Origin of the sequence: Lederbergia citrea (genome assembly GCF_018343525.1) — a bacterium.
Classification (GTDB): Bacteria; Bacillota; Bacilli; order Bacillales; family Bacillaceae_C; genus Lederbergia; species Lederbergia citrea.
This window is the reverse complement of the sequence record NZ_JAGYPH010000001.1, coordinates 72007-95985: the sequence shown is the minus strand read 5'-3', so window position 1 is coordinate 95985 and position 23979 is coordinate 72007. Positions and strand designations below refer to the sequence as shown.

26 protein-coding genes are annotated in these 23979 nt (G+C 38.6%); 7 read left to right on the top strand and 19 right to left on the bottom strand.

Going from position 1 to position 23979, the window contains the following annotated elements:
* Positions 1–41 precede the first annotated feature (41 nt).
* The 3 genes from KHA88_RS00545 to KHA88_RS00535 are packed head-to-tail and all read left to right on the top strand — an operon-like array spanning position 42 to position 2548.
* Positions 42–674, top strand: a complete 633-nt coding sequence (locus KHA88_RS00545) for a GNAT family N-acetyltransferase (protein ID WP_213097690.1) — start codon at positions 42–44, stop codon at positions 672–674.
* A 36-nt stretch (positions 675–710) separates the two neighbouring features.
* Positions 711–1358 carry an acetoin utilization AcuB family protein gene (locus KHA88_RS00540; protein WP_213097691.1) on the top strand — a complete coding sequence of 216 codons (648 nt, stop codon included), beginning with the start codon at positions 711–713 and terminating at the stop codon, positions 1356–1358.
* Complete coding sequence (locus KHA88_RS00535; protein WP_213097692.1) at positions 1355–2548, top strand: acetoin utilization protein AcuC; 1194 nt, start codon at positions 1355–1357, stop codon at positions 2546–2548. The genes KHA88_RS00540 and KHA88_RS00535 overlap by 4 nt, the downstream gene beginning before the upstream one ends.
* Positions 2549–2601: 53 nt before the next feature.
* Here KHA88_RS00535 and KHA88_RS00530 read toward each other — a convergent pair whose 3' ends face one another.
* Positions 2602–2991, bottom strand: a complete 390-nt coding sequence (locus KHA88_RS00530) for a hypothetical protein (protein WP_213097693.1) — start codon at positions 2989–2991, stop codon at positions 2602–2604.
* Positions 2992–3096: 105 nt separating this feature from the next.
* Between KHA88_RS00530 and KHA88_RS20790 the strand changes: the two genes are divergently transcribed.
* Positions 3097–3414 carry a nuclease-related domain-containing protein gene (locus KHA88_RS20790; protein ID WP_249305752.1) on the top strand — a complete coding sequence of 106 codons (318 nt, stop codon included), beginning with the start codon at positions 3097–3099 and terminating at the stop codon, positions 3412–3414.
* Positions 3415–4435: 1021 nt separating this feature from the next.
* On the opposite strand, the gene ccpA is transcribed toward KHA88_RS20790, so the two are convergent.
* Complete coding sequence (gene ccpA / locus KHA88_RS00520; protein ID WP_213097694.1) at positions 4436–5440, bottom strand: catabolite control protein A; 1005 nt, start codon at positions 5438–5440, stop codon at positions 4436–4438.
* A gap of 285 nt (positions 5441–5725) precedes the next feature.
* On the opposite strand from ccpA, the gene pilM reads away from it, so the two are divergent.
* Positions 5726–7888, top strand: coding sequence for a pilus assembly protein PilM (gene pilM / locus KHA88_RS00515; protein ID WP_213097904.1), 2163 nt, complete (start codon positions 5726–5728; stop codon positions 7886–7888).
* Positions 7889–7941: 53 nt separating this feature from the next.
* Here the strand turns inward: pilM and KHA88_RS00510 are convergent, their stop codons facing one another.
* The 5 genes from KHA88_RS00510 to KHA88_RS00490 all read right to left on the bottom strand — a co-directional run bounded on the left by KHA88_RS00510 (position 7942) and on the right by KHA88_RS00490 (position 14466).
* Positions 7942–8433, bottom strand: coding sequence for a YtxH domain-containing protein (locus tag KHA88_RS00510; protein ID WP_213097695.1), 492 nt, complete (start codon positions 8431–8433; stop codon positions 7942–7944).
* A 66-nt stretch (positions 8434–8499) separates the two neighbouring features.
* Positions 8500–8988: a DUF948 domain-containing protein gene (locus tag KHA88_RS00505; RefSeq protein ID WP_213097696.1), complete on the bottom strand. Its 489-nt coding sequence runs from the start codon at positions 8986–8988 to the stop codon at positions 8500–8502.
* A 218-nt stretch (positions 8989–9206) separates the two neighbouring features.
* A complete protein-coding gene (gene murC, locus KHA88_RS00500) occupies positions 9207–10526 on the bottom strand; it encodes a UDP-N-acetylmuramate--L-alanine ligase (protein ID WP_213097697.1) in 1320 nt (439 codons plus the stop codon).
* A gap of 214 nt (positions 10527–10740) precedes the next feature.
* Positions 10741–11838 carry a nicotinate phosphoribosyltransferase gene (locus tag KHA88_RS00495; protein WP_213097698.1) on the bottom strand — a complete coding sequence of 366 codons (1098 nt, stop codon included), beginning with the start codon at positions 11836–11838 and terminating at the stop codon, positions 10741–10743.
* A 93-nt stretch (positions 11839–11931) separates the two neighbouring features.
* A complete protein-coding gene (locus KHA88_RS00490) occupies positions 11932–14466 on the bottom strand; it encodes a DNA translocase FtsK (RefSeq protein ID WP_430413687.1) in 2535 nt (844 codons plus the stop codon).
* Between the two features lie 152 nt (positions 14467–14618).
* Between KHA88_RS00490 and KHA88_RS00485 the strand changes: the two genes are divergently transcribed.
* Positions 14619–15224 (top strand): YhcN/YlaJ family sporulation lipoprotein, encoded by a 606-nt coding sequence (locus tag KHA88_RS00485; RefSeq protein WP_213106695.1) that lies wholly within the window; start codon positions 14619–14621, stop codon positions 15222–15224.
* Between the two features lie 65 nt (positions 15225–15289).
* Here KHA88_RS00485 and KHA88_RS00480 read toward each other — a convergent pair whose 3' ends face one another.
* The 12 genes from KHA88_RS00480 to KHA88_RS00425 form a co-directional block, all read right to left on the bottom strand.
* Entirely contained in the window at positions 15290–16732 is a 1443-nt protein-coding gene (locus tag KHA88_RS00480; RefSeq protein WP_213121269.1) for a PAS domain S-box protein, read from the bottom strand.
* A 302-nt stretch (positions 16733–17034) separates the two neighbouring features.
* The gene (locus KHA88_RS00475; protein ID WP_346728945.1) at positions 17035–17706 is read right to left on the bottom strand and encodes a phosphotransferase enzyme family protein; all 672 of its coding nucleotides are present in this window, start codon (positions 17704–17706) and stop codon (positions 17035–17037) included.
* Positions 17703–17999: a hypothetical protein gene (locus KHA88_RS00470; protein WP_213106693.1), complete on the bottom strand. Its 297-nt coding sequence runs from the start codon at positions 17997–17999 to the stop codon at positions 17703–17705. The genes KHA88_RS00475 and KHA88_RS00470 overlap by 4 nt, the downstream gene beginning before the upstream one ends.
* 18 nt (positions 18000–18017) lie before the next feature.
* Positions 18018–18533 (bottom strand): GNAT family N-acetyltransferase, encoded by a 516-nt coding sequence (locus KHA88_RS00465; RefSeq protein WP_213097703.1) that lies wholly within the window; start codon positions 18531–18533, stop codon positions 18018–18020.
* Positions 18530–19030, bottom strand: a complete 501-nt coding sequence (locus KHA88_RS00460) for an NUDIX hydrolase (RefSeq protein ID WP_213106692.1) — start codon at positions 19028–19030, stop codon at positions 18530–18532. Before KHA88_RS00460 ends, KHA88_RS00465 begins: the two co-directional genes overlap by 4 nt.
* A 15-nt stretch (positions 19031–19045) precedes the next feature.
* Positions 19046–19204, bottom strand: a complete 159-nt coding sequence (locus KHA88_RS00455; protein WP_213121268.1) for a hypothetical protein — start codon at positions 19202–19204, stop codon at positions 19046–19048.
* Positions 19205–19419: 215 nt separating this feature from the next.
* On the bottom strand, positions 19420–19890 hold the full coding sequence (locus KHA88_RS00450) for an NUDIX hydrolase (RefSeq protein ID WP_213106691.1): 471 nt from the start codon (positions 19888–19890) through the stop codon (positions 19420–19422).
* Between the two features lie 199 nt (positions 19891–20089).
* Positions 20090–20509: a universal stress protein gene (locus KHA88_RS00445; protein WP_213097707.1), complete on the bottom strand. Its 420-nt coding sequence runs from the start codon at positions 20507–20509 to the stop codon at positions 20090–20092.
* A gap of 351 nt (positions 20510–20860) precedes the next feature.
* Positions 20861–21463, bottom strand: coding sequence for a YtpR family tRNA-binding protein (gene ytpR / locus KHA88_RS00440; protein WP_213106690.1), 603 nt, complete (start codon positions 21461–21463; stop codon positions 20861–20863).
* 14 nt (positions 21464–21477) lie between these two features.
* Positions 21478–22278, bottom strand: a complete 801-nt coding sequence (locus KHA88_RS00435) for a DUF1444 domain-containing protein (RefSeq protein ID WP_213097905.1) — start codon at positions 22276–22278, stop codon at positions 21478–21480.
* A 162-nt stretch (positions 22279–22440) separates the two neighbouring features.
* Positions 22441–22758, bottom strand: a complete 318-nt coding sequence (locus tag KHA88_RS00430) for a thioredoxin family protein (protein ID WP_213121267.1) — start codon at positions 22756–22758, stop codon at positions 22441–22443.
* A gap of 127 nt (positions 22759–22885) precedes the next feature.
* Positions 22886–23395, bottom strand: a complete 510-nt coding sequence (locus KHA88_RS00425) for a hypothetical protein (RefSeq protein WP_213097710.1) — start codon at positions 23393–23395, stop codon at positions 22886–22888.
* Positions 23396–23516: 121 nt separating this feature from the next.
* Here KHA88_RS00425 and KHA88_RS00420 point away from each other — a divergent pair, with 121 nt between their 5' ends.
* On the top strand, positions 23517–23957 hold the full coding sequence (locus KHA88_RS00420) for a YtoQ family protein (protein WP_213097711.1): 441 nt from the start codon (positions 23517–23519) through the stop codon (positions 23955–23957).
* Positions 23958–23979 lie beyond the last annotated feature (22 nt).

The window sequence follows — 23979 nt, the reverse complement described above, 5'->3', positions numbered from 1 at the left end:
TATAATGAAAGCAGATACAATTCCAATAAGGGGGCGGCTTTGTGGAGCATCATAAAACTTATAACGCTATGGAATTAAAAGTAAGAAGTGGCAGCTTGATCATTGAAGGACCAATCACTGCTCATCAGTTGAAAAACCTTGAGTTTCATGAAGATCTCGTTGCTTTCAGACCAGCTGTACAGCAGCACGAAGCTTTAGTTGGTATTGCAGACCTCCCTGAAGGAAGAATCATCGTTGCTCGTGAGCATAACCTCGTCGTTGGGTACGTTACCTACCTATTCCCTGATCCACTTGAACGATGGTCACAAGGCAATATGAAAAACTTAATTGAGCTAGGGGCAATCGAGGTCATCCCTAAGTTTCGAGGTTCAGGTGTAGGCAAGGGATTGTTAAAAGTATCTATGATGGATGACGCTATGGAAGATTATATAATTATTACGACTGAATATTACTGGCACTGGGATTTAAAAGGAACTGGGCTCGATGTTTGGGAATATAGAAAAGTGATGGAAAAAATGATGAATTCGGGCGGATTGGAATGGTACGCCACAGATGATCCGGAAATCAGCTCGCATCCAGCTAATTGTTTAATGGTCAAGATTGGAAAAAGGGTGGATACTGATTCCATCCAGCAGTTTGATGGTCTAAGATTTATGAATCGTTGGATGTATTAGATACAATTACCATTTGAAATAAGGAGTTGAATACATATGATTGTAGAACAAATTATGACTAAGGATGTTATCACGCTCACACAGGATGATTCTATTAAATCTGCCCATCAACTGATGCGCGAACATACAATCCGTCACCTTCCACTCATAAATCAAAAAGACGAAATCATCGGACTTGTCACTGAACGGGATATAAAAGATGCCACCCCTGCATCGTGGGATGACGGTAGGCTTCAAGAAATAATGAAAATGCCATTATCGTCCATCATGAAAACAAATCTGATTACTGGCCATCCACTTGATTTTGTTGAAGAAGTAGCTGTGCTTTTTTATGATCACAAAATTGGCTGTCTCCCAATTATTAATCGTGGAAAACTCGTTGGGATTATTACTGGTACAGACTTGTTACATACGATGGTTGAATTAACCGGTGCAAATAAGCCGGGATCTCAAATTGAAATCCAAGTGGAAAATCGTCCGGGTATCCTTTATGAAGTGACAGGTATTTTCTGTAAGCAAAATATCAATGTTCATAGCGTACTTGTCTACCCGGATCCTGACAATGAAAAATACAAAATTCTCGTATTCCGAGTTGCAACGATGAATCCAATCAAAGTCATTGATCAATTGAAAAAAGAAGGGCTACACGTACAATGGCCCAATATACCAGGAATGTCATTATGAAAAAGGATTCAATTTTTGTCTATTCCGATAAACTGCTATCTTACCGTTTTTCGGAACAGCATCCTTTCAACCAACATCGACTTAAACTTACATTAGATTTATTGACTGAGATTGGTGCAATCGGCGCTGGGGATATTATTAATCCGAGAATTGCCTCGGATGATGAACTTCTTCTGAATCATGAACACTCATATATTGAAGCGGTTAAATTGGCGGGAAGTGGAGGGCTACCTTTAGAAAAAACAGAAAGCTTCGGGATTGGTACCGAGGATACACCCATATTTGAAGGTATGCATGAAGCCAGTGCTCAACTTGTCGGCGGAACACTTACAGCTGTGGATGTTGTCATGCAGGGGCAAGCCAATCATGCACTTCATCTTGGTGGCGGACTTCACCACGGATTCCGCGGCAAAGCTTCAGGATTTTGCGTATATAACGACAGCGCAGTGGCCATCAAATATCTTCAGGATAAATACAAGGCGAGAGTTTTGTACGTGGATACAGACGCACATCACGGTGATGGTGTACAGTGGTCTTTTTATGATGATGATACGGTCTGCACATTCTCTATACATGAGACTGGCAGATATTTATTTCCGGGCACAGGAAATGTCAATGAATGGGGTCAAGGAAAAGGATATGGTTATTCTTTCAACATTCCGCTCGACGCATTTACAGAAGATGAGTCTTTTATTGAAGCCTATTCAACGGGTCTTCGTGAAATCGCTGATTTTTTTAAACCGGACGTTATTCTTACTCAGAACGGCGCAGACGCCCATTTTTACGATCCATTGACCCATCTATCCACTACAATGGCGACATATCGTGCCATTCCAAAGCTAGCCCATGAAATTGCCCATCAATATTGTGGCGGCAAATGGATTGCTGTAGGAGGCGGTGGATACGATATATGGAGAGTTGTACCAAGGGCCTGGTCGCTTATATGGCTCGAAATGATCGGCAAATCAGACGTATCAGGAAAGTTGCCGGAAGCATGGCTGCAACGGTGGAAGCAACAAGCACCCATTAATATGATCGAGCAATGGGACGATCCGCCTAATATATACAAGCCGATTCCACGAAAAAAAGATATTGAAGAAAAAAACCGACAAACAGTTGATCGCGCATTGTTTTTCGTTCGGCAGCAGCAGAAACAGGTAAATAAAAAAAACGGTCAAGTCCAATCATAAGGAAAGAGCTATCTCGAAAATCAGTTTTTTACTGACTTTCGAGATACGCCTTATTATTTTCGACGCAGCATTACATGGGATATGCAAAGTAATAATAAAGCGTACACTGGTAAAATAGTAATTAATCTAAATAATAAATTCTGGCTTTTTTCTACTCCGTCTAATACGAGAGAAAAGTGAGCAGGTATAAAAAGTACGACAAAAAGAAGGCCACTGGTCAAAATTACTTCCAGAGCTCTGGCGGAATGTCTACGACTGAATAATAAGTACAAAACAAACGGGGCTGAACATGAAAGAGCAAGGAAAACATAATTTGGATCAGTCAATCCCCCATCCAATAAATAATTACCCGACAAAAGGTACAGTATAACAGACGTTCCGTACACAAGTAAAAATATGCCTACAATACTCAACAAAAATAGGAATCCTTTGGAACGATACATCGTTTAATCCCCCTCTTTGGAAACCATTTCTAATATCTATATGAAAAGGGATTTATATATATTATACCGACGCTTTAAATTATTATATTGATTAGGATGTGGGAAATGATTATTAAACCTCGCTTTGAATCAGTAGAATTAAAAATTCTTAAGTATTTACATTCACGAATGAATTTGCCAGTCAAGGAAGAACAGCACTCTATTAACCTTAAAAAAGGCTTCCAAGGTGAGCAAAAGTTCGATGTATGGTTGATGAGTATGACAATTGATAAATTAATTCTAAATGATTTATTGCTTGAAAGTAACAACACTGTATTTCAAATCGATACGCTGTTAATTTGCCAAGATCATCTATATAATTTCGAAGTGAAAAATTATGAGGGTGACTTTTATATAGAGGATGATAGGTGGTATACAATTTAAAAAAAAGAAATAAAAAATCCTATACTCCAATTAAACCGAAATGAATTTTTACTTCGACGGCTACTCCAAGATCTTGGAGTCAACTTTTCGATAGAATCATATATTATCTTCGTCAACCCCCATTTTCACTTATATCAAGCCCCCATGAACCTACCGATTATTTTCCCAGCACAGCTAAATCGCTTTATAAACAAATTAAACACGACACCATCAAAACTAAATAATAGGCACCTGAAGCTCGCCGAAATGATTTCATCGAAGCACTTAACAGAGTCACCTTACACACGCATACCTAATTATGATTTTGAGGAACTTAAGAAAGGTATTACTTGTGGATTGTGTGATTCACTTTCTGTTATTTTTAATAAGAAAAGATTAATATGTCTTAAGTGCGGAAATAAGGAAGAACTACAATCGGCTATATTACGGAGCGTAGAAGAATATAAAATACTTTTTCCAAATCGCAAGGTCACTACAAATGTTATATACGAATGGTGTAAAGTAATAAACTCAAAGAGAACCATTCAAAAGATTCTTATAAATAAATATAAGCTTATGGGGGATGGTAAGGCTTCTTATTACGTTGATGATTAACAGAATTGTATTTGAATAAAAATTGACCAAGCGGTGCTTACGTCCTTATAGCGTCGTCTATGACTGTTTTTCTAACATCTAAGAACGTCATTACGGATTTGGACGTCGTCAGTTTTGATTTTCTAATATTTCAAGACGTCATTTCATATTTGGACGTCTTCTGTTTTAATTTTCTAATATTTGACCACGTCATTACAGGTTTGGACGTCGTCAGTTTTGATTTTCTAATATTTCACGACGTCATTTCATATTTGAGCGTCGTCAGTTTTGATTTTCTAATATTTCACGACGTCATTTCATATTTGGACGCTTTCAGTTTTGATTTTCTAATATTTCACGACGTCATTTCAGATTTGGACGTCGTCAGATTTAATAGGAAAAGCCACTAATAGGAAACCATCCCCTTTAGTGGCTTAAACAAAGCAACTTATTGCTTCGTCGATCCTCTTAAATCAATTCTATGAGGAAGTACGACAGTTTGGTCCTCTACCTCTTCTTTATTCATTAGTTTCGTTAATAGCCTCATGGCAACAGCTCCAATATCATAAAGCGGTTGGACGATTGAGGATAGCTGTGGTCTCACCATTAGAGTGAGCCTTGTGTCATCGGAAGATATGACTTCAAGGTCATTGGGAATGCTTAATCCTTGGTCCTGGGCACCATGCATGATACCTAAGGCCATTTCATCATTTCCAGCAAGTACAGCAGTTGGCTTTACGGCAAGTTCACTTAATTTTTCCCATGCTTCGATGCCTGAATCATATGTGTCATCGCCTTCAATGATAAAGTCATCGTTCAGAGCAATTCCCGCTTTTTCAAATGCTTCTTTATACCCTGCAAGCTTATGGTCATGATTAATAGCGTTGTGAAGCGGACCAACGGCAAACGCGATTTTGTCATGTCCTTGTTCAATAAAAGAAGTAACAGCATCGAATGCAGCTTTGCGGTAATCGATGTTTACTGATGGTACAGCACCTGTTTGTTCTATTGTTCCAGCCAAAACGATTGGTACAGGAGAACGTTTAAACTCATCGATGTGTGCATCAGTAATATTTCCTCCCATAAATACAATGCCATCTACTTGTTTCCCAAGCATAGTATTTAAGAGATGCAATTCCTTATTCAAGTTCTGATCTGAATTACTTAAAATAATGTTATATTTATACATCGTTGCAATGTCTTCGATTCCACGGGCTAATTCAGCATAGAAAATGCTGGATATATCGGGAATGATTACGCCCACTGTCGTGGTTTTTTTACTTGCTAAACCTCGTGCTACTGCATTTGGTCTATATTCCAATCTGTCGATCACATCAAGCACCTTTTTGCGAGTCGCCGGCTTTACATTTGGGTTACCATTTACAACCCTAGAAACGGTTGCCATTGAAACATTTGCTTCTCTTGCTACATCATATATTGTTATATTCATCAAAATCTCGCTCCTCTTTTACTGCTTTCGGCAAATATCATAAAAGTAGTTCCTTTTATACTTTTCAATTCTTCACATAATCATACGATACGACTCAAAATCCTGCAAACGATTCCGCTTGATTGTGAACATTTTTTCATATTTTTCGTCATAATTCGCCTTATTTCTTAATTATTATTGTTTTAACCGTTATAAATTATGCTGTATCTTCTTTTAAAAGGTATGATATGGTACAGTTTTATTTATATAGAAACTTCATTATTTATCCAGAGAAAAAGTAGGTGGAACATTTTGCAAGACGAAAAAGTTTTTGCATTGGATATTGGTACTCGTTCAGTCGTAGGAATCATCCTCGAGGAATCGGGAGAACAATATCACGTTCTGGATTTAGTTTTAAAAGAACATCAGGACAGAGCAATGGTTGATGGACAAATCCACGATATTTCGGCTGTCGCTAAGGTCATTTCCGAGATGAAAGATCAGCTTGAAAAAACTCATGGCAAACTTAAAAAAGTTTGTGTTGCTGCGGCGGGCAGAGCGCTGAAAACCGAAAGAGCAAAAGCTTCAGTGAATATTTCAGGAAAACCGATGCTTTCAAAGGAAGATATCCTTTATCTTGAACTTACTGCTGTCCAAAATGCTCAGGCAGCCGCTGCTGAAAAACAAGCTACAGATAAAATTCATTCCTATTATTGTGTCGGATATTCCGTGCTGCACTACTTTTTAGATGGTGAGATTATCGGAAATTTAATGGACCAAGAGGGCGATGAAGCATCAGTAGAAATCATTGCTACCTTTTTACCAAGAGTGGTTGTGGACTCGTTAATAAAAGCTTTACAAAGAGCCGGTCTGGAGCTTGAAGCCCTTACGCTTGAACCGATAGCAGCAATCAATGTGCTTGTCCCTGTGTCTATGCGCAGACTGAATGTCGCCCTTGTTGATATCGGAGCGGGCACTTCGGATATTGCTATTACGAACGAAGGAACAGTCACTGCATACGGGATGGTACCAAGTGCGGGAGATGAAATAACTGAGGCGGTAAGCGATCAGCTATTGCTTGACTTCCCCGAAGCTGAACAGGCCAAAAGGGAGCTATGGACTAGCGAATCTATTGTTGTTCATGATATTCTCGGCTTTGAAACTGAACTTTCAAAAGCAGATGTGATTAATCAAATCGCTCCTGCCATTGATAAGTTGGCCTCAGAAATAAGTGATGAAATAAAAGTACTTAATAATGGGAAATCTCCAAAAGCCGTCATGCTCGTTGGCGGTGGCAGTATGACTCCAGATTTACCAAAGTGCCTTGCCGAGAAATTAGGCTTGCCAGATAATCGTGTAGCTATCCGAGGAGCAGACGCTATTCAAGGTTTGACCTTTGCTGAAACGATTCCTAGCGGCCCGGAAAATATTACTCCGATTGGGATCGCCATTTCGGCACGTAAATCGCCTATTCAATATGTTACCATTTCCGTTAACGACCGGACCATCCGAATGTTTGAAGTCAAGAAACTAACAGTTGCTGACTGCATTCTGGCTTCGGGTATAACAATTAATAAGCTTTATGGAAAGCCAGGATTGGCGATGTTTGTGAATATGAATGGACAAAGGTTAACAATACCGGGAAACTTCGGCGAACCGCCTATCATTTTAAAAAATGACCAAGCTTGCAGTTTGGAAGATGAGATATGTAATGGGGACAAAATCACAGCACTGAAAGGTAAGGACGGAGAACAATCTCTAATTAGAATTAGAGATTTCATTGATGAAATCCCTGTTAGACAGGCAGTAATCAACGGGGTTCAATACGAAGTTCATGCAACAATTACGAGAAATGGTGAAAGTTCATTGCTGGATGATTTTATTGAAGACAATGACGATATTATCATCTGTTTTCCTGAAACAATTGAGGAACTTCTTCTTGCACTAAAACTGAATGATCTTTTTGACATGCTCAAACCTTTTAGGGTGCAAATCAATGGAAAGGAAACGTTCCTCCCCTCTTTCTCGAGCTCGCTATTATTGAATGGTAGAATTGCAAAACATAACGATAAGCTTCCCGCTCATATCGATATTTCAATTACTAGAAAAAATCGGGCGACCACAGGTAATTTGGCTTCAACGATGCAGCATTTATTAAAGAGGTCGATTACGGTGTTTTATAATAACGAGCAAATTATTATGGAAAAAACAGCGATTGAATATATACGTGATGGCAAGGTTTTGGATGCAATTGACACGATCCATAACGGCGATGAGATTGAGTTTCGCGAGAAGGATGACTCTGCGTTCATCTTTCAGGATATTTTTAACTATGTTGAAATTGAAAAACCTGAAAACTCCAATGGTAATTTTACTCTATTAATGAATAATGAAAAAGCGACCTTTTATACTCCAATTCATAATGGTGATCACTTGGAAATCGTTTGGCCGCAAATGAGTGAAAAAAAATAAACAGGCGACCTGCCTGTTTATTTTTTAAAATCACTTTATTTATTTACTTGGCTTTACAGTGTTTTCGCATTCTCGGCTACTTCGTCAGTCTTTGTCTCGACTTGTGATTGAACCTGATCAGCTCTATCTTTCGTCATATCTGCCATATTATCTGCCGCTTGGTTCACAGTTTCGTTCCACTCGTCAGCTTTTTCTTTCGTTGCTTCAGCAAGGTTATCAGACGCTTCTTTCGTTGTATCACGGAATTGGTCAGCTTTTTCTTTCACTACTCCAACAACGTTACTGCCTTTTTCCATTGCAACCTGTTGAAGCTGGCTTGTTTTTTCCATGGCCGTAGAGGTTAGTTCTGATCCTTTTTCCATTACAGTTTCTTTCCACTCTCCAGACTTTTCTTTCAATGCTTCCACTTGGTCATTTAAATCAGAGCGTAATTCCTTACCAGATTTTGGCGCCATCAATAGCGCGGTTGCAGCACCTACAATACTCCCAACGATGATTCCTGTCATAAAATTTCCTGAACTATTATTGTTATTATTATTACTCATCTTTACATCATCCCCTTAATTAGAATATATGCAAGCGCCTTGAGTAGGCGAAGACCCAATTAATCGTTAGCCTCGACTGTTTTCTATTTGTTGTGTGTGTATGGAAACTTCTGAATCAAATGGTTTTGTCTTCTTAAAGCCTTTGTTTTTTTCACCAAACCACTTATCCTTTAGTTCTTTAGCTACGGCACCCCACTGGACAACTTGAGCAACTTTATCTTGGTTTCTCACCATGACGGAAGAAACGGAAGTCGTTACTTTTTTTAGTGAGTTGTTTAATTCACGAACAGTGTATCCCACCTCTTGAACCGCATCGACGACTGTATCCAGTTTCTCAACTTTTCCGTTAATGTCATCTGCCAGGGCATTTGTTTTATGCAGCAGCATTGTTGTCTCACCTGTTACGCCCTGCAATTGCGACTCAAGCCCGTCAAGGGTTTTGGATACGCTCTCCAACGTTTCTTTCATTGCTTTCAATGTTTTAGTCAAGCTGATGACGAGAATAAAAAGAGCGATTGCGATTAACGCAACACTTAAATAAAGAATAATCACCATTGTTTGCAGCACCTCCTATTGTACAATTCACTTTACCCCTGTTTAGCTTAGCATAAACAGCTTATTAATACTTCGTTGTATATCATTGCATTCCCTCTTTTTTCTATAACCGATATTATTACGGATATATCTTACTCTTTATTCCAATTTTATATACTTATAAAACCTCTGGAGAAAATACAAAAAAACTGCCTTGCATGAAGGCAGTTTTTCATAAGTTACTGAGCTTTTTTCAATTGTTGTTGTAAGAGTCTTTCATATGCAGCTTGAAATTTTTGAATATCCCCTGCGCCCATAAAGATCAGAACAGAATCATCTTGTAGCAAGAGAGGTGAAGTATCTTCTTCATGTAGAATTTCCGCTCCGTCAATTTTTGCCCTTAAATCGTCAATGGATAGTTTCCCATGATTTTCACGTGCCGAACCGAAGATCTCACATAAGTACACTTTATCTGCTTCTCCCAAACTTTCCCCGAACTCTTGCAGAAAAGTTTGTGTCCTTGTGAAAGTATGAGGCTGAAAAACAGCAACGATTGGTTTATCAGGGTACTTCTGACGGGCTGCATTTATAGTAGCTTTAATTTCTACGGGATGATGTGCATAATCATCTACTAAAACTTGATTACCCAACATTTTTTCAGTAAAACGTCTTTTAACACCTTCGAAAGTTTTTAATTGTGCTTGGATAATTTCTGCACCAATTTCCTCATAATGGCATAATGCAATGACAGATAGTGCATTCAATACATTATGGTCACCGAATGTCGGAATTTCAAAAGTTGCATAAAAATGATTTCTTACGAAAACGTCAAATTTTGTTCCTCGTGTTGACTTTTCAATATTACGCGCTTGGAAATCATTTCCCTCTCCAAACCCATAAAATATGGCAGGAACAGCAGCTTGGATTTTTTGTAATTGCTCATCATCACCATAGGCAATAATGGCCTTATTCACCTGCATGGCCATTTGTTGAAAAGCGGAAAATACGTCTTCAACATTGGAAAAATAATCAGGATGATCAAAGTCGATATTCGTCATAATTGCATAGTCCGGGAAATACGATAAAAAATGCCTTCTGTACTCGCAAGCTTCAAACACGAAACACTCCGCATTCTTTACTCCTTTACCAGTCCCATCACCAATTAGAAAAGATGTGGGCTTTGCCCCTCCCATGACATGGGAAAGCAACCCAGTTGTAGATGTTTTTCCATGCGAGCCAGTTATAGCAATACTGGTGAATTTTTTCATAAACTCTCCAAGAAATGCATGGTATCTCACAACTGGAATGTCCTGTTTTATCGCCTCTTCAATTTCTTCATGTGTATCAGGATATGCATTTCCTGCAATAACCGTCATGCCTTGTTTAATATTATTACGCTGAAAAGGCAAAATTTTTATTTTCGACTCTTCCAGGGCTTCTTGGGTAAAGAAATACTTTCCCACATCCGAACCCTGCACTTTATATCCCATATCGTGAAGGATTTGTGCAAGAGCGCTCATTCCAGAGCCTTTAATACCTACGAAATGGTATACAGTCATATTTGAACCTCCAACAATCATCTATCTGTTGCATCATATGAATAAATACATACATTTGCTAAAGTCGGTTTCCATCTTTTGTTCTTCCCACTATTATTCACACATGGAAGAATTAGTATGTAACGAAAGCAATATGTTTTACAGATAGTTTTTTTTCGTATTGAGCCATTATATCATTTATTGCACATCATGGCTATTTAACATTTTTTTTACCTTATTCCACTTTTTCAAGTCTTGGATTTGGCCGGAACTTTCGCCCGGTTTTTGCACAATGTTCACCATTTAACAAAACACAGTCTCCAGTAAATCCTGAAGTAATATTTAACAAGCTGCTTCCAACTCCATACATATCAACAGGCGCTCCAAGTGTTTCAAATTCAGAGATCCGTTTTTCGTTAAAGCCCCCAGATACTACAATTTTTACATGTTGGAAGCCTTCTTTATCAAGTGCATTTCGTAAAGCAAATATAAGAGTTGGATTTACCCCTCGAGGATCAAATGTGCCAAGAACGTGCTGATTTCTTAGAAAATATTTATCAATAAGCGTCCGAGATGTATCGACACGTACACCTTTTAGTTCATCCTTAAATTCTCGAGCGAGTTTTAGCGAATCAGTAATCACATCATTATTATAATCGACAAGTGAAATGAGTTCATCCTCAGGAAATGTTTCTCGATACGCCTTTGTTGCTTCCACAATATCCCCATTAAAAAGCTGAATCAGCGCGTGTGGCATCGTTCCCATACCTTGCTTACCCCACCATTCATTCATGGCGTGCGTGGCCTGCGCGGTAGCTCCCCCGATAAAAGCAGCATAACCGTCTCCGGCTTGCTGGGTAAAATGGTCATCTCGATCACCCATAAAAATGACTGATTTTTGTCTCCCTGATAAAGCGGCGGCTTTTACAACATTATAAACATTTGTTGCAACGGATGTCCGTCTTGATAAAATACCATCTATAATTCCTTCAAGATAACCAAAATGCTGATATTTCCCCTTGATGGTCAGTACCGTTTCAAAAGGACTGATTTGATCGCCATCTTTAAGCGAATATATTTCCAAATTCTCCGGTTCATCCGCAAATTTTTTCAATAAAGCAATGGCTTCATCGGTTCCACATAAAACAGCATGATTTCTTTGGAAAAATTGCATTGTGACAATATTATCGCTTTTGAACCTTTTTGTAATTTCCCTTGTTTTTAAAAAGTAAACAGCCGAAAACCAACCATCTTTAACACGTTCATCAAATTTAAAGGTATTGTTCGTAAGCCGCTTAATTTTCCCCTGCATCTTCAATTCGATTTCTTTCATTCCGAATACTCCTCGTACCTTCATTGGTCAGTATCTCGTAAAACATTACTCGTTCTCCATTTGTTTACCCAAATTAGAATACCATGTTCTTTCTTATTGTACTAGAGATTCTTTTAACTCGCTTAGCTCCGATTCGTTGATGAGCACGTCACGCGCTTTGCTGCCCCTGGCTTCAGAAACAATTCCACGTTGCTCCATCATAAGAATCAATCGTGCTGCCCGATTATAGCCGACACGAAAATGTCTTTGAAGCAATGAAGTTGATGCACTTCCCTGACTAACAACAAACTCGCATGATTCCATGAATAATTCATCTTCATCTTCCTGAATTTGCGCCTTCTTTAAAAGTTCTTCTTGTTCAAACAAGTAATTTGGCTTCCCTTGGCTGCGAACATGTTCAATAATGCGGTCGATCTCATGATCAGATACAAAGGTGCCTTGAATGCGCACAGGTTTTGATGAACCGCTGTCTAAAAATAGCATATCTCCTCGACCAAGTAGTTTTTCAGCACCACTAATATCAATAATCGTTCTTGAATCAACTTGGGACGAGACCGAAAAAGCGATTCTAGTGGGCACATTGGCTTTAATTAGGCCAGTAATGACGTCTACAGATGGCCGCTGGGTCGCAATTAGTAAGTGAATCCCGCATGCTCGTGCCTTTTGAGCAATTCTACAGATTGATTCTTCTACATCTGCTGGTGACATCATCATTAAATCTGCTAATTCATCAATGACTACGACCATATACGGAAGCTTATCACTATACCTTCCTTTTTCAACAGCAAGTTCATTAAATCTGCCAATATCCCGAACGCTCGCGTGGGCGAATAATTCGTAGCGGCGCTCCATTTCATCGACAGCCCACTTTAAAGCGGCTGTCGCAGCTTTTACATCTGTAATCACAGGGCTTACGAGATGAGGTATATGATTATAAGGTGCGAGTTCCACCATTTTCGGGTCAATGAGCAATAGCTTCAACTCATCAGGCTTTGCCTTATAAAGTAAACTAACTAGGATAGAGTTAATACAGACACTTTTTCCGGAACCAGTGGCTCCAGCAATCAACCCGTGAGGCATTTTTCTCAAATCGGTCACAACAGGTGCGCCTGAAATATCCAAACCGAGTACAGCTGTTAGTGGGGATTCCGTGCGGCTAAAAGTGTCGCTCGCAATGATTTCACTAATCTGCACAGGTCTGCTGTCATGATTTGGGAGCTCGATTCCGATGGAACGTTTGCCGGGGATCGGCGCCTCAATACGGATATCCTTTGCTGCCATACTTAATTTGATATCATCGCTTAAATTTGTAATTTTGCTTACTTTAACCCCTGGATCAGGCTGAACCTCAAATCTGGTAACGGATGGCCCTTGACTGACATTTACCACTCGCGCATTAACATTAAAGTTAAGTAACGTTTCATCCAGAAGCTCCGTTTGCTCATCCAGCCAGGCATTATCTGCGGATTTCACGACTGGCGGGTGTAAAAGTTGCAATGACGGAAAGTGATATATACCTTCTGAAATACCAGGTTCTTGCAGGGCTGATGCGGTCTGGATCTTAGCTTCCTCTAGTTCCTTACGTTGTTGTTTTTGATTTTGCTGCTTTTCCCATTTTTTCCGGTCCTGTTTGAGCATCAATACATTAAATGGCATATTCGAACGAGATTTCTCTTTATGTTGACGAGCGGTATCGTCATGCACTTTTTCCGTTGAAACATACCCTAGGCCATCTTCCGGATGTTCATCCCCACTTTTTTCATGATCGCGATTCATTTTTTCCTCATTGACCAGATCTGAATTATCCATTTCCTCATTTATTTGGGTATCTGATTCGACAATTTGTTCGTTGATGATCGGGTCTTGATTAAGTATTTCCTCGTTGGTCACATGGTCTAAATCAATTATTTCTTCGTCCATGGCCGGTTCCGGATCAACGATTTCTTCTTCCGTCACTAGCTCTGGGTCAAGTATTTCCTCGTCCAGTACTGGCTCTTCCGGTTCAACTGTCTCTACTTCAACCACCAACTCGGGTTCATCTTTTTCCTCATCCATCACCGGCTCTGATGCAACTGTCTTCTCTTCCGGCACCTGCTCTGTTTTATTGATATTATCGGTCCCAAGAAGAACAGGTTCTTTATATTCCTCCATTGTTTCTTCAGGTACAGCATCAAATTCTTGAATCGTTTCTTTCGGCTTTTCGCCCTGAAGAAACGAATCCTGCAATTCATATTCCAAGTCTTCTTTTGGTGCAGGACGTTTGAATCCATAGATGGGAGAAGGGATATTTGCAGGACGGAAAGGCGTTCGGTTTTTGGGCTCAACCTTTCTACTCACCGTTTCCTTTTTTTCCATAGTCCGTTCATTTGATTGCCTTTGCTGATTATGTTTTCCTTGAGCAGGTTGATTATGTCTCTCCTGTTTATTTCTTGTTTGATCCGTCTGTTGACGATCCGTTTTTGGTTGGTCTTGAATTAAAGGAAATCGAAATTGCCCTTTCGGGTATTGGTATGTCATACGTGTTTTTATTGATTGATGTGTAATCTCTTTCTTTTTACGACTAATTACCTCTTCTTCTATATCATCCATCGTCATTTTCGAAAATATTTTTTTAAACCAGGACATCATATCACTCTTTCTTTAATTTAAACATTATGTATGCGAACTTTTATCCAAATCTCGCCATAGCTGCCATTAATCCATTATAACAAAAAACGAGCATAAAAATTGAGGCATAAGGAACATTATAAAAGAATCACGATTAAAAAGGAGGCGAAAAAATGAAATTTGTTAAACCAGTGTTATGCGTTGGATTAGTTTCCGTAATGTTAATGGGCTGTGGGACAACGAATAGAGGCAACCTTGCTACCGATAATAATAATAATAATAGACCGATGGGTGTCCGCTATAACCCAGAGGATAACCGTGATTTTGGTCGTACGAATAATATGACCGGTTACTATGATAACAGAGCTGGCACGTTAAATAACCGTGACGGTTTTGGTACAAATGTTGGAACAAATACCGGTAATGGAACGAATGACCACAATGCTCAAATAGATGTAGCAGACGATATAGCAGACAATGTAGCTACGTTAAATGAAGTAGACCGCGCTCATGTTCTAGTTACGAATCGAAATGCTTATGTTGCTGTGAAATTGAATAGCAGTGCCCGCAATGAACTGACCAAACATCTGGAAAGAAGAATCGCAGATAAAGTAAGAGATGTGGACGCCAACCTTGATCACGTCTATGTTTCTGAAAACCCAGATTTTTACGATCGCATGCATGGATACCGCAACGACATCCGTAGCGGTCGCCCAGTAAGTGGCTTCTTTAACGACTTTACAACCACAGTACAACGCATATTCCCTACAGCACGCTAAGTTTCGACAGGTGCCTGTCACCGCCCGAATTTTGTCGAATGGTTAAGGCTGACTCAATGTTTGAGTCAGCCTTTTCGTTTTAAGCGTTTTATTGGAAGATTGTTTTTCTTTCCCATATCCATATTTTTAGGGAGCTGGATTGTAATTATTGTTCCTTTATTTTCTATACTATGAACTTTAAATGTTCCCCTATGATTTTTGATAATTTGATCGCAAATCATTAAACCAAGCCCTGTCCCTTTTTCTTTCGTGCTATAGAAGGGTTCGCCTAACCTTTTAATCCGATCCACGGGAATTCCAATTCCTTCATCAATCACTTCGGTAATTATTACAGTTTCATTCACATTAGTGGCTTTGATTAAGACTTTACCACCATTTGGCATAGCTTCAATCGCATTTTTAATTAAATTAATGTAGACCTGCTTTAATTTATTTGCTTCGCCTTTAATTATTGAGTTAGTTAGTTGGATTTCTTGGATGATTTCAATATTGTGAAGCAAGGATTCGGAGTAAAACAACTTAATCGTATCATTGAGGATTTTTCGCATATCTACTTCTTCAAAGGTTGATATTGGTGGTTTGGCAAGGAGTAACAAATCGCTGATTATTTCTTCCACTCTTTCAATTTCTTGCATGACTACATCTAAGTATTTATTTGGTTCATCCTGTATTAATAATTGTGTAAAACCTTTAATCGTTGTTAATGGATTTCGAATTTCATGAGCAATGCCGGCGGCAAGTTGACCAACAACATGTAATTGTTCTGCCCTCTGCATCATATGTTCAGTCTTTTTTCGCTCCGTTAAATCCCTGATAACCACTTGGTATGTTTCCCTCTCCCTATATAATGTGGGAATGAACTTGATTTCTACATATTTTTGTTGACCATCACTACGCAACAGAGTGCATTCAAGTGTCGCTTCTCGATAATATTGTACGATCTCGTTTGTAGCATTCTTTTTCTCGTTGGGATGTATATAATGAAATAAGCACTTTCCAATCATTTCCTTATTATCTGTAACGCCGAAAAGTTTCCTTCCTGTATTATTCATATGTATCCAAAAACCATCCACTGTTACGATCCCTACTGTATCCTGAAAGTTTTCGACTAATAACCGGTATCTTTCTTCATTTTCTTTCAAGGCCTTTTCAGCAACCATGAGAGCGGTTACATCTCGGGATATACAGAAAAAACCATCACGGTCTTTCTTATTCACTAAAAGAGTTCTAGTCGTTTCGAACCAGATATAATCTCCTTCTTTTTTACGGATTCGATAAAAGATTCGTTCGGTTTGGGGAAGATTACGATCACATAAACTTTCTATTTTACTTGAGTCCTCCGGGTGACAAAGATCATAAATAGAAACGCCTAATAATTCGTTAGATTCAAAACCCAATAAGTATTGAGAAGCGGGAGATACATATACAAACCTACCATCAGATGAATGACTGGAAAATAAGTCAACAGAATCATGTATATACGTCCGGAACATTTCAATTTCGTGCAAAAGGCTATTTTCAGAAGGAGTAGTGGTTATTAACACAATATTCACCCTTATAATCGATTATTTTCATATCAATTTATACGACAAGCTTTTTTCCTTCATAAGTATATATGAATTAACTGATTATTAAAATAGGTATAATATCTTACATCAGGTAGCTGAACTTAGGAAGATATTTTAGTTTATTAAAATTATGGGCATTAAGGATGACGTTAAAAAAACCGTTTTGATGCTTTATCATCAAAACGGCCTTCCTTTAAATGGATTGGGCATTTCTTTTCTCAGATTTTGAATGAGAGAGTGATTCAATGATTAAAGAAGTTTTTTACACCATCAAGCTCCGTACTATAAGGAATTCGTTTTTCCAAAAGATTTTCTCTTAATTCCGCAAGTTTTGCAAACTGCCAATCGTCCATACTTTCAGGATTCCAATTTTCTTGAAATAAAGAATATAAAATCACCTCTCGCATTTGCATACATATTTTAAGCTGGTCAAGCATATCGCCCGTTAAATGCCGTAAGGAGGTATAACCTTCTAGGAAATGAAATAAAAAGTAATTGGGAAAGTCCTCCCATTCCGAATGAAACGATGTCCCCGTCCATAAAGCATGATAAATAGATACCGCTAAATCCTGTACAAAATATTGATAAGCACAATCATCAAAATCAAACAGGATAATTTCTCCGTTTTTAATATGAAAATTTCCTTGGTGCAGGTCATTATGGATAAGACCGAAATTTTGCTCAGTCCTCTCGTGGGAATTCAGCTTAGCACATAATTGGTTATAGCGGTCCTTTAACCACTCCTCGTTTGTCTGAACTTGACGTTCACAACCTTTTGGGCCACTGAATGGCGGATCATCTACACTATGAAGAGAGGCAATCATCCTACCCCAGCGGTAGAAAAATTCTCCATTCCATTCGGAACTGTTCATTACATCTACCGGTTCCCCACCTGTATGTTCAAAAAACGTCAGCCAATAAGGGACATGAGATCGAATTCAAAATCTATCACTTTGTCTAAACCGTTCCATTGAACAGGCTTTGCGAGGTGGATGCCTTTGTCCGATAAATATTCCATCAATGTTATTTCAAGTTCAATTCTTTCTTTCGTTCGTCTTTTCGCATCACTTAATCGGGCTACATACTTTTTCGCTTTTAGCCGAAACGTCACAACCTTATTTTGATATCCTTCCGAATTTATAAAAATGTCGGTGAATTCACTTCCTAATATTTTAGCAAGCTTTTCTTTCATTTTTTTTATATTCATCATAGCCCCCTCTTTATTTCATTCAAAAAAAGCAGATGGATAACGTAGCTCTCCGTGAATACGATTTAGCTCCCCTTCATTAAGTTCACAAACCATGAAGACCTCATCAGGTACATTAAATTGGTGCAATTCCAATCCATATTGTCTGGCAGGTTTAAAACCGAATCTCAGATAATAGGAAGGATGCCCAATCAATAAAACAAGACCATAGTTTAAAGCTTTCACTCTGTTTAAACCTTCTTCGATTAATTTACTTCCGACACCTTTTTTCTGATATGACGGATGAACTGCAACGGGAGCTAAAACAATGACTTCGTGATCACCCGTATCTCCAATTACTTTCGCTTTGCTTAACAGTATATGACCGACGATTTCTTCATCTTCTTCTGCTACAATCGAAAGCTCCGGAATAAAACCACTCGATTTTCTAATGCGGTCGATTAATTCGGATTCATCTTTCCGTTTTCCAAAAGCTTGATAAGTCAGTTCACAAACTGCCCTGTGGTCTGTCGGTAATTCCGTTCTAATTATCATTTGCAATACCCTTTTTCACTATTTTTTACTTTTAACGCATCATTTAATATTATTTGATGACCATCATAATACTTCGAAAACTCTTCTGGTTTAATAAAGTTTCTCTTCGAAGATTCAAATTCCCCCTCAAAAGGATGGAGCTGCTGAATATCCATCATATAAAAAACTTGATAGCCTACTCGAGGATATGGACTTTTTTCATTCCAATTTATATTTTCATGATGGTTCACTTCGATATAACCTAAAAGCCTGCACTTTCCCTCAACATATCCTTCTTCCATTGCCTCTCGCTTAAAGCATTCTTCCGCTGTTTCGCCCACTTCAATATGCCCGCCCGGAAAATCCCATCCTCGATCATTTAAATCGACTAATAGCAACTCATCATTGTAAAAACAAAACCCATGAACACTCGTTATTAATTCTCTTTTCGGTAGAATGGAGCTGCGAATCCATGTCAGCTTCACCCTTCCACCCCAGTCAACATATGTAACGGCCAAGTTCATCCACCTTCCTTACTTCTTATCCAAAATAACGATTAAGAAAGTAGCCAGCGGGCCAAGAAGTAGTGAGACAAGGAACCAAATCAATCCGCTTCTGTTTTTAGATTGTGGCAAACCTGCGTTGATAAGCGCTAAAGTTCCCCACCCTACGAAATATCCATTACTCCCCATGCGATTAACTCCTTCCAATATCGATTCAGCTCACGTCAATTTCCGAATATTTGTACTTAATTATAATGGAAAGTTTCATATGGTTCTAGATTTATTAAAATTTATGTTCTCGAATAACTTTGTATACGGTATGATGTTGGAAAGCGATTTCAAATCAATATAGGAAGATTAGGAGGAACTTCATGGCGTTACTGTTCATCCTTCTTATCTTTCATCTATAGTTGTCTAATAATTAAGTGCTGAGGGCTTTGCGGAATGAACTTTAAAGCAGTTCTTAAAAATTCGGGATATAACTGAATATTTTCGAGCTCACTGATTGGCACCCATTTGTATATCAACCTCTCACCTTCAAGACCATAAAAGTCGTCTTTCTGAAAAATCGCTGTTTCACTTTTTAATGAAATAAGATAGTAAAAACCAAGCTCGTGATAATTTTTGTTGTTATATTCGAAAAAATTCTCCGTCACCCAAAGCAGCTTATCCACACTCACAGCGTATCCCAATTCCTCGTCTATCTCTCTACGAATACTTGTCCGAGAATCTTCCAAAACCTCAACTCTACCTCCAGGTAGCGCCCAATGTTCATCATTTGCTTGTTTATGTATGAGCACATGCCCGTTTTCTATCAAAACACCGGCCACTCGATAATTGAAAACAGCGTGCTCTAACTGAAAGACTGCATCCACATCGATTCCCCCTTTTTATAAGATTAACACAATAAAATAACAAAGTATTGACATAGTTCTATAAATCGGAATATTATAAAATTAATAAATGAAAAGTGGCATGACGGTCTTCATGGGGGAATAATTAAATCTTTGAACAATGCAATAAAATAGAAAAAAGCATCTTCCTTTTCCAGGAAAATGCTTTTTTTCATATATTTTACTTTACTATTAACACCGGACAATTTACCCGCTTTGCCACCTTATGGCTTACACTTCCAAGGACCATTTCTTGAAACTTGTTTAATCCCCTGCTTCCGATGATGATCAGATCGCATGATTGCTTATTAGCATAGTCGACAATCGTTGGGCCTGGTTCACCATGAAGCATCGTTATTTTACTTGTAACATTCGCTTGTTTAAACGTCTCCTCAATTGGCAAGAGTTTTTTACGTCTCTCAAATTCAAGCGTTTCAGAGTTTTGACTGCGAAGTACCTCGCTTGTTGCCCTTGAAAAATCCATAACGTAAAGAATTTCAACCACGGAGTCTCCTGAAAGAGAAGCTATTTTTGCGGCCTCCACAGCAGCACGAATTGAATTTTCAGAACCATCAGCCGCTAATAATATTCTTTTATACAATTTGTTCCCCCGCCTCTCTATTTTTCTTTTAATTTTAATAGAAGTAAATGCCCCTTCTGCTAATACAAAAAACACCTGTCCCTCTATTTGGTATACCCTTTTATTACCTGTTACACGCAAAAAAAGCATAACATATACCTTAAAGCTTTTAAATGTATCATTAATTTTATCCGACTTTTGAATTAGAGAATTATTACAGAAACCCTTTCTATTCTCCTATCAAAGTAGAAGAATAGAAATTTATTTAGACCCATTTACTATCGACCTTTCCCACGTGCTTATGATCCCTAGCCTAGCAGCTGGAAATTCAAAAAGGTGTGAGCGGTTTTTCCGCTCACACCTTTTCATTTATTAAAATTTAAACTCTTGTCCAACTTCATATTTTTCAGCTTCAAGCACCAAAATTCCTTTTTCCTGTGGTGCGTCCGGTAGATTAAGTTCCTTGGCCGAACAAATCATACCGCTTGATGGCACTCCGCGCAGCTCTGCATCTTTGATTAGCATACCACTTGGCATGACTGCACCTACTTTTGCAACGACAACTTTTTGTCCCGCGTCCACATTCGGTGCACCGCATACGATTTGCAATTCCTCTGTACCAACATCAACCGTACATACGCTCAGCTTGTCCGCATTTGGATGCTTTTCTTTTTCTTTCACGTAACCAACAACGAATTTCGGTGAAAAATCTGCTGCTAACTTTTCTTCAAAGCCATTTTTCGAAAGTGCATCATTGATTTTCTCAACGATTTCTTCATTTAGCTCAACTTGTCCATTCGCACTGACTTCTACATAGTTAGATGCGTTGAATAGGTTGAATCCGCCTGTTTCATTTGTTTTTTCATCATAAATACGGGCTGCATCACCCTTACGATCGAATGTTTTATTCTCAATTTCCTTTAAAGTAATAATTAGCGTATCGCCAATTCCTTCTCGGTTGTAAAATACGTTCATATTCCCTTCCCCTTTCATTGATCCATCTTTCGATTTTTTCCTAAAATAAAAATTGGTTCGAGCTTTCCATTTTCATAAATAAAGGATAATGCTGTAATTGGGACATTGCCAGTTGTGAAAAAGCTCATCGTCATTTGTGCAAGGATATCGTAACCAGTTTCATTGCGAATATCAGCAATAATCAGCACATCCTGATGCGGGACAGCAACGGCCATATCACCTTCTACAGTCTCAGCCATTTCTTGCAGAAATTTCTCATTCAAAATACGGCTTGCATCATAGCCATCATTTGTATTTAAAAAATAAAAATCATTGCCTGCCACCGTATCTTTTTTCATATTAGCCGGCAGTGACCGGACGTTAAAACGAGCAATTTCCTGAATTTCTTTCGGCTCCAATCCTTCTTTTTGAATCCATTGTTCATCTAGTATGCGATATGTATTGCCAAGGTCAAGAGCGTAAAATATCCTTGTTTCTGCCGTATGATCGTCTGTCATAAACCTTATGCCGTCTTCAGATTCAATTGGAAAGGAAGTAGAACGAATCACAGGGTAGATTTTCTTTTCACTTCCAGATACCTTCTGCTCTTTCCCCATTACTTCAAGGGCATTTTCCACATAATACACAACTTCATCAATCGCTTTGTCCTTTTGTACATGCCACTTAGCCACAATCCCGGAAAGCGCAACATCTATTCCTTTGCCGGTTTCTTCATTTTCAATGCGCAAGCTTTCGTTCTTCCTATCATATGTGAAGGCTCTACCTGGTTTTTGCAAACGACTTTCGAGCTCTCTTCTCAATTTACTCTCGTTCATCTTCATCAGTTCACCCTCCTTGGGCGCAAAATAAGCTATATTCCATTTTACATGAAAATGGGCTCAGTCTCAAAGAATGAGGACATAGTATAAAAATCAAATAAAGATTAAACGAAAAAACAGTCCGAAGAGATTTTTTTCTCATCGGACTGTTCGTTCTATTTATTCGGCCAAACCATTTATAAAGTCTTCAATCTCTTCCAATGTTTTGCGGTTTTTGCTGACAAATCTGCCAGCCTCTTCACCATTATGGAAGGCAATAAAACTTGGAATGCCAAAAATATCAAGTTCGCCGCATAGGTCGATAAATTTGTCGCGGTCTACTTCAACAAATGTATATTCAGGATAGTCCGCTTCAAGTCTTGGTAAAATTGGTTCGATGACTGTACAATCTGGACACCAATCCGCCGAAAACATGAAGATTGTCCGCTCCCCATTTTTCAATTGGTCATATTGCTCGATTGATTGTAACTTTTCCATGTTATTTCCCTCCTGTTGATCAGCTTCTGGCCAAATTAATTTGGCCGTGCTTCCTCATATATGATTAGCTTATCACAGCAGGAACGATTATATGGAGTACAAAGACTTGAGGAGATATTGTGTTAAATTATTCTTTGACCACTGTAGATGCTGCCATTGTCATCAACAATTCTGCATCTTTCGCAATGCTCCCAACAGTCGAGTTAGTTGTAGCTTTTACTCCGCCAACTCCCGCGGTTACTTCATAAATATTGTCCCCGGCGTCTTTAATAAGCAAATATCCAAAACGATTGTCAGCTTTAAATATTTGATCCACTACCATTTTGTCAGAATTCGTTTTACTCATTTCATATAATTCTTCACTCTGCTTATTTTCAATCGGGTTATAAAAAAGAATATAGGGTTGCTTCCCTTTTTCTAAAATAATATTGTTCGGTGATTTATCTTTTATAGATACTCCTGAAGGAAGATGAAATTGAATCGATTGGATTTCTTCATTTACCCCTTTTGACTTTTCTTGAAAAACCTTTTTGGCATTTGCCTCCGCATTAATCTTTTCTTTATCTATCGAAGTTCCGCAAGCAGCAATGATCATGGCTGTAAAAATGATGATGAAGCTTGCAACTATTTTTTTCATTTCTTAAAATCCTCCTAAAACTGAATCTCCACATTATCATACTACTCTTAAAAACTACTTGACAACCCCAAAACGGCAATTGATGTTAGAATGGAATAAAGTACATATTGGAGGGATGAACATGAGGTTAACCGTTTATTTAGCAGGTGAAATTCACAGTCCTTGGCGTGAAGAGATTAAGGAGAAAGCAAAATCACTGCAACTTCCCATTGATTTTGTCGGTCCTATGGAAGATCATGATCGGTCTGATGCAATTGGTGAAGAAATACTGGGAGAACAACCAAATCCAATTTTCCGGGATGCCGCCGCATCCAGCTTTAACAATTTACGTACTCAAGTATTAATGCAAAAAGCTGACTTGGTTATCGCGTTGTTTGGAGAAAAATATAAACAGTGGAATACAGCTATGGATGCGAGTGCTGCAGTTTCGCTTGGAAAACCGCTCATTCTAATCCGCCCTGAAGAACTCCATCATCCTTTGAAAGAATTATCACGAAAATCAAACGCGACAGTCGAAACAGTCAACCAGGCAATCAAGGCGCTTGCCTACATTTTCGACTAAACGATGACTCTTGGGGACAGGT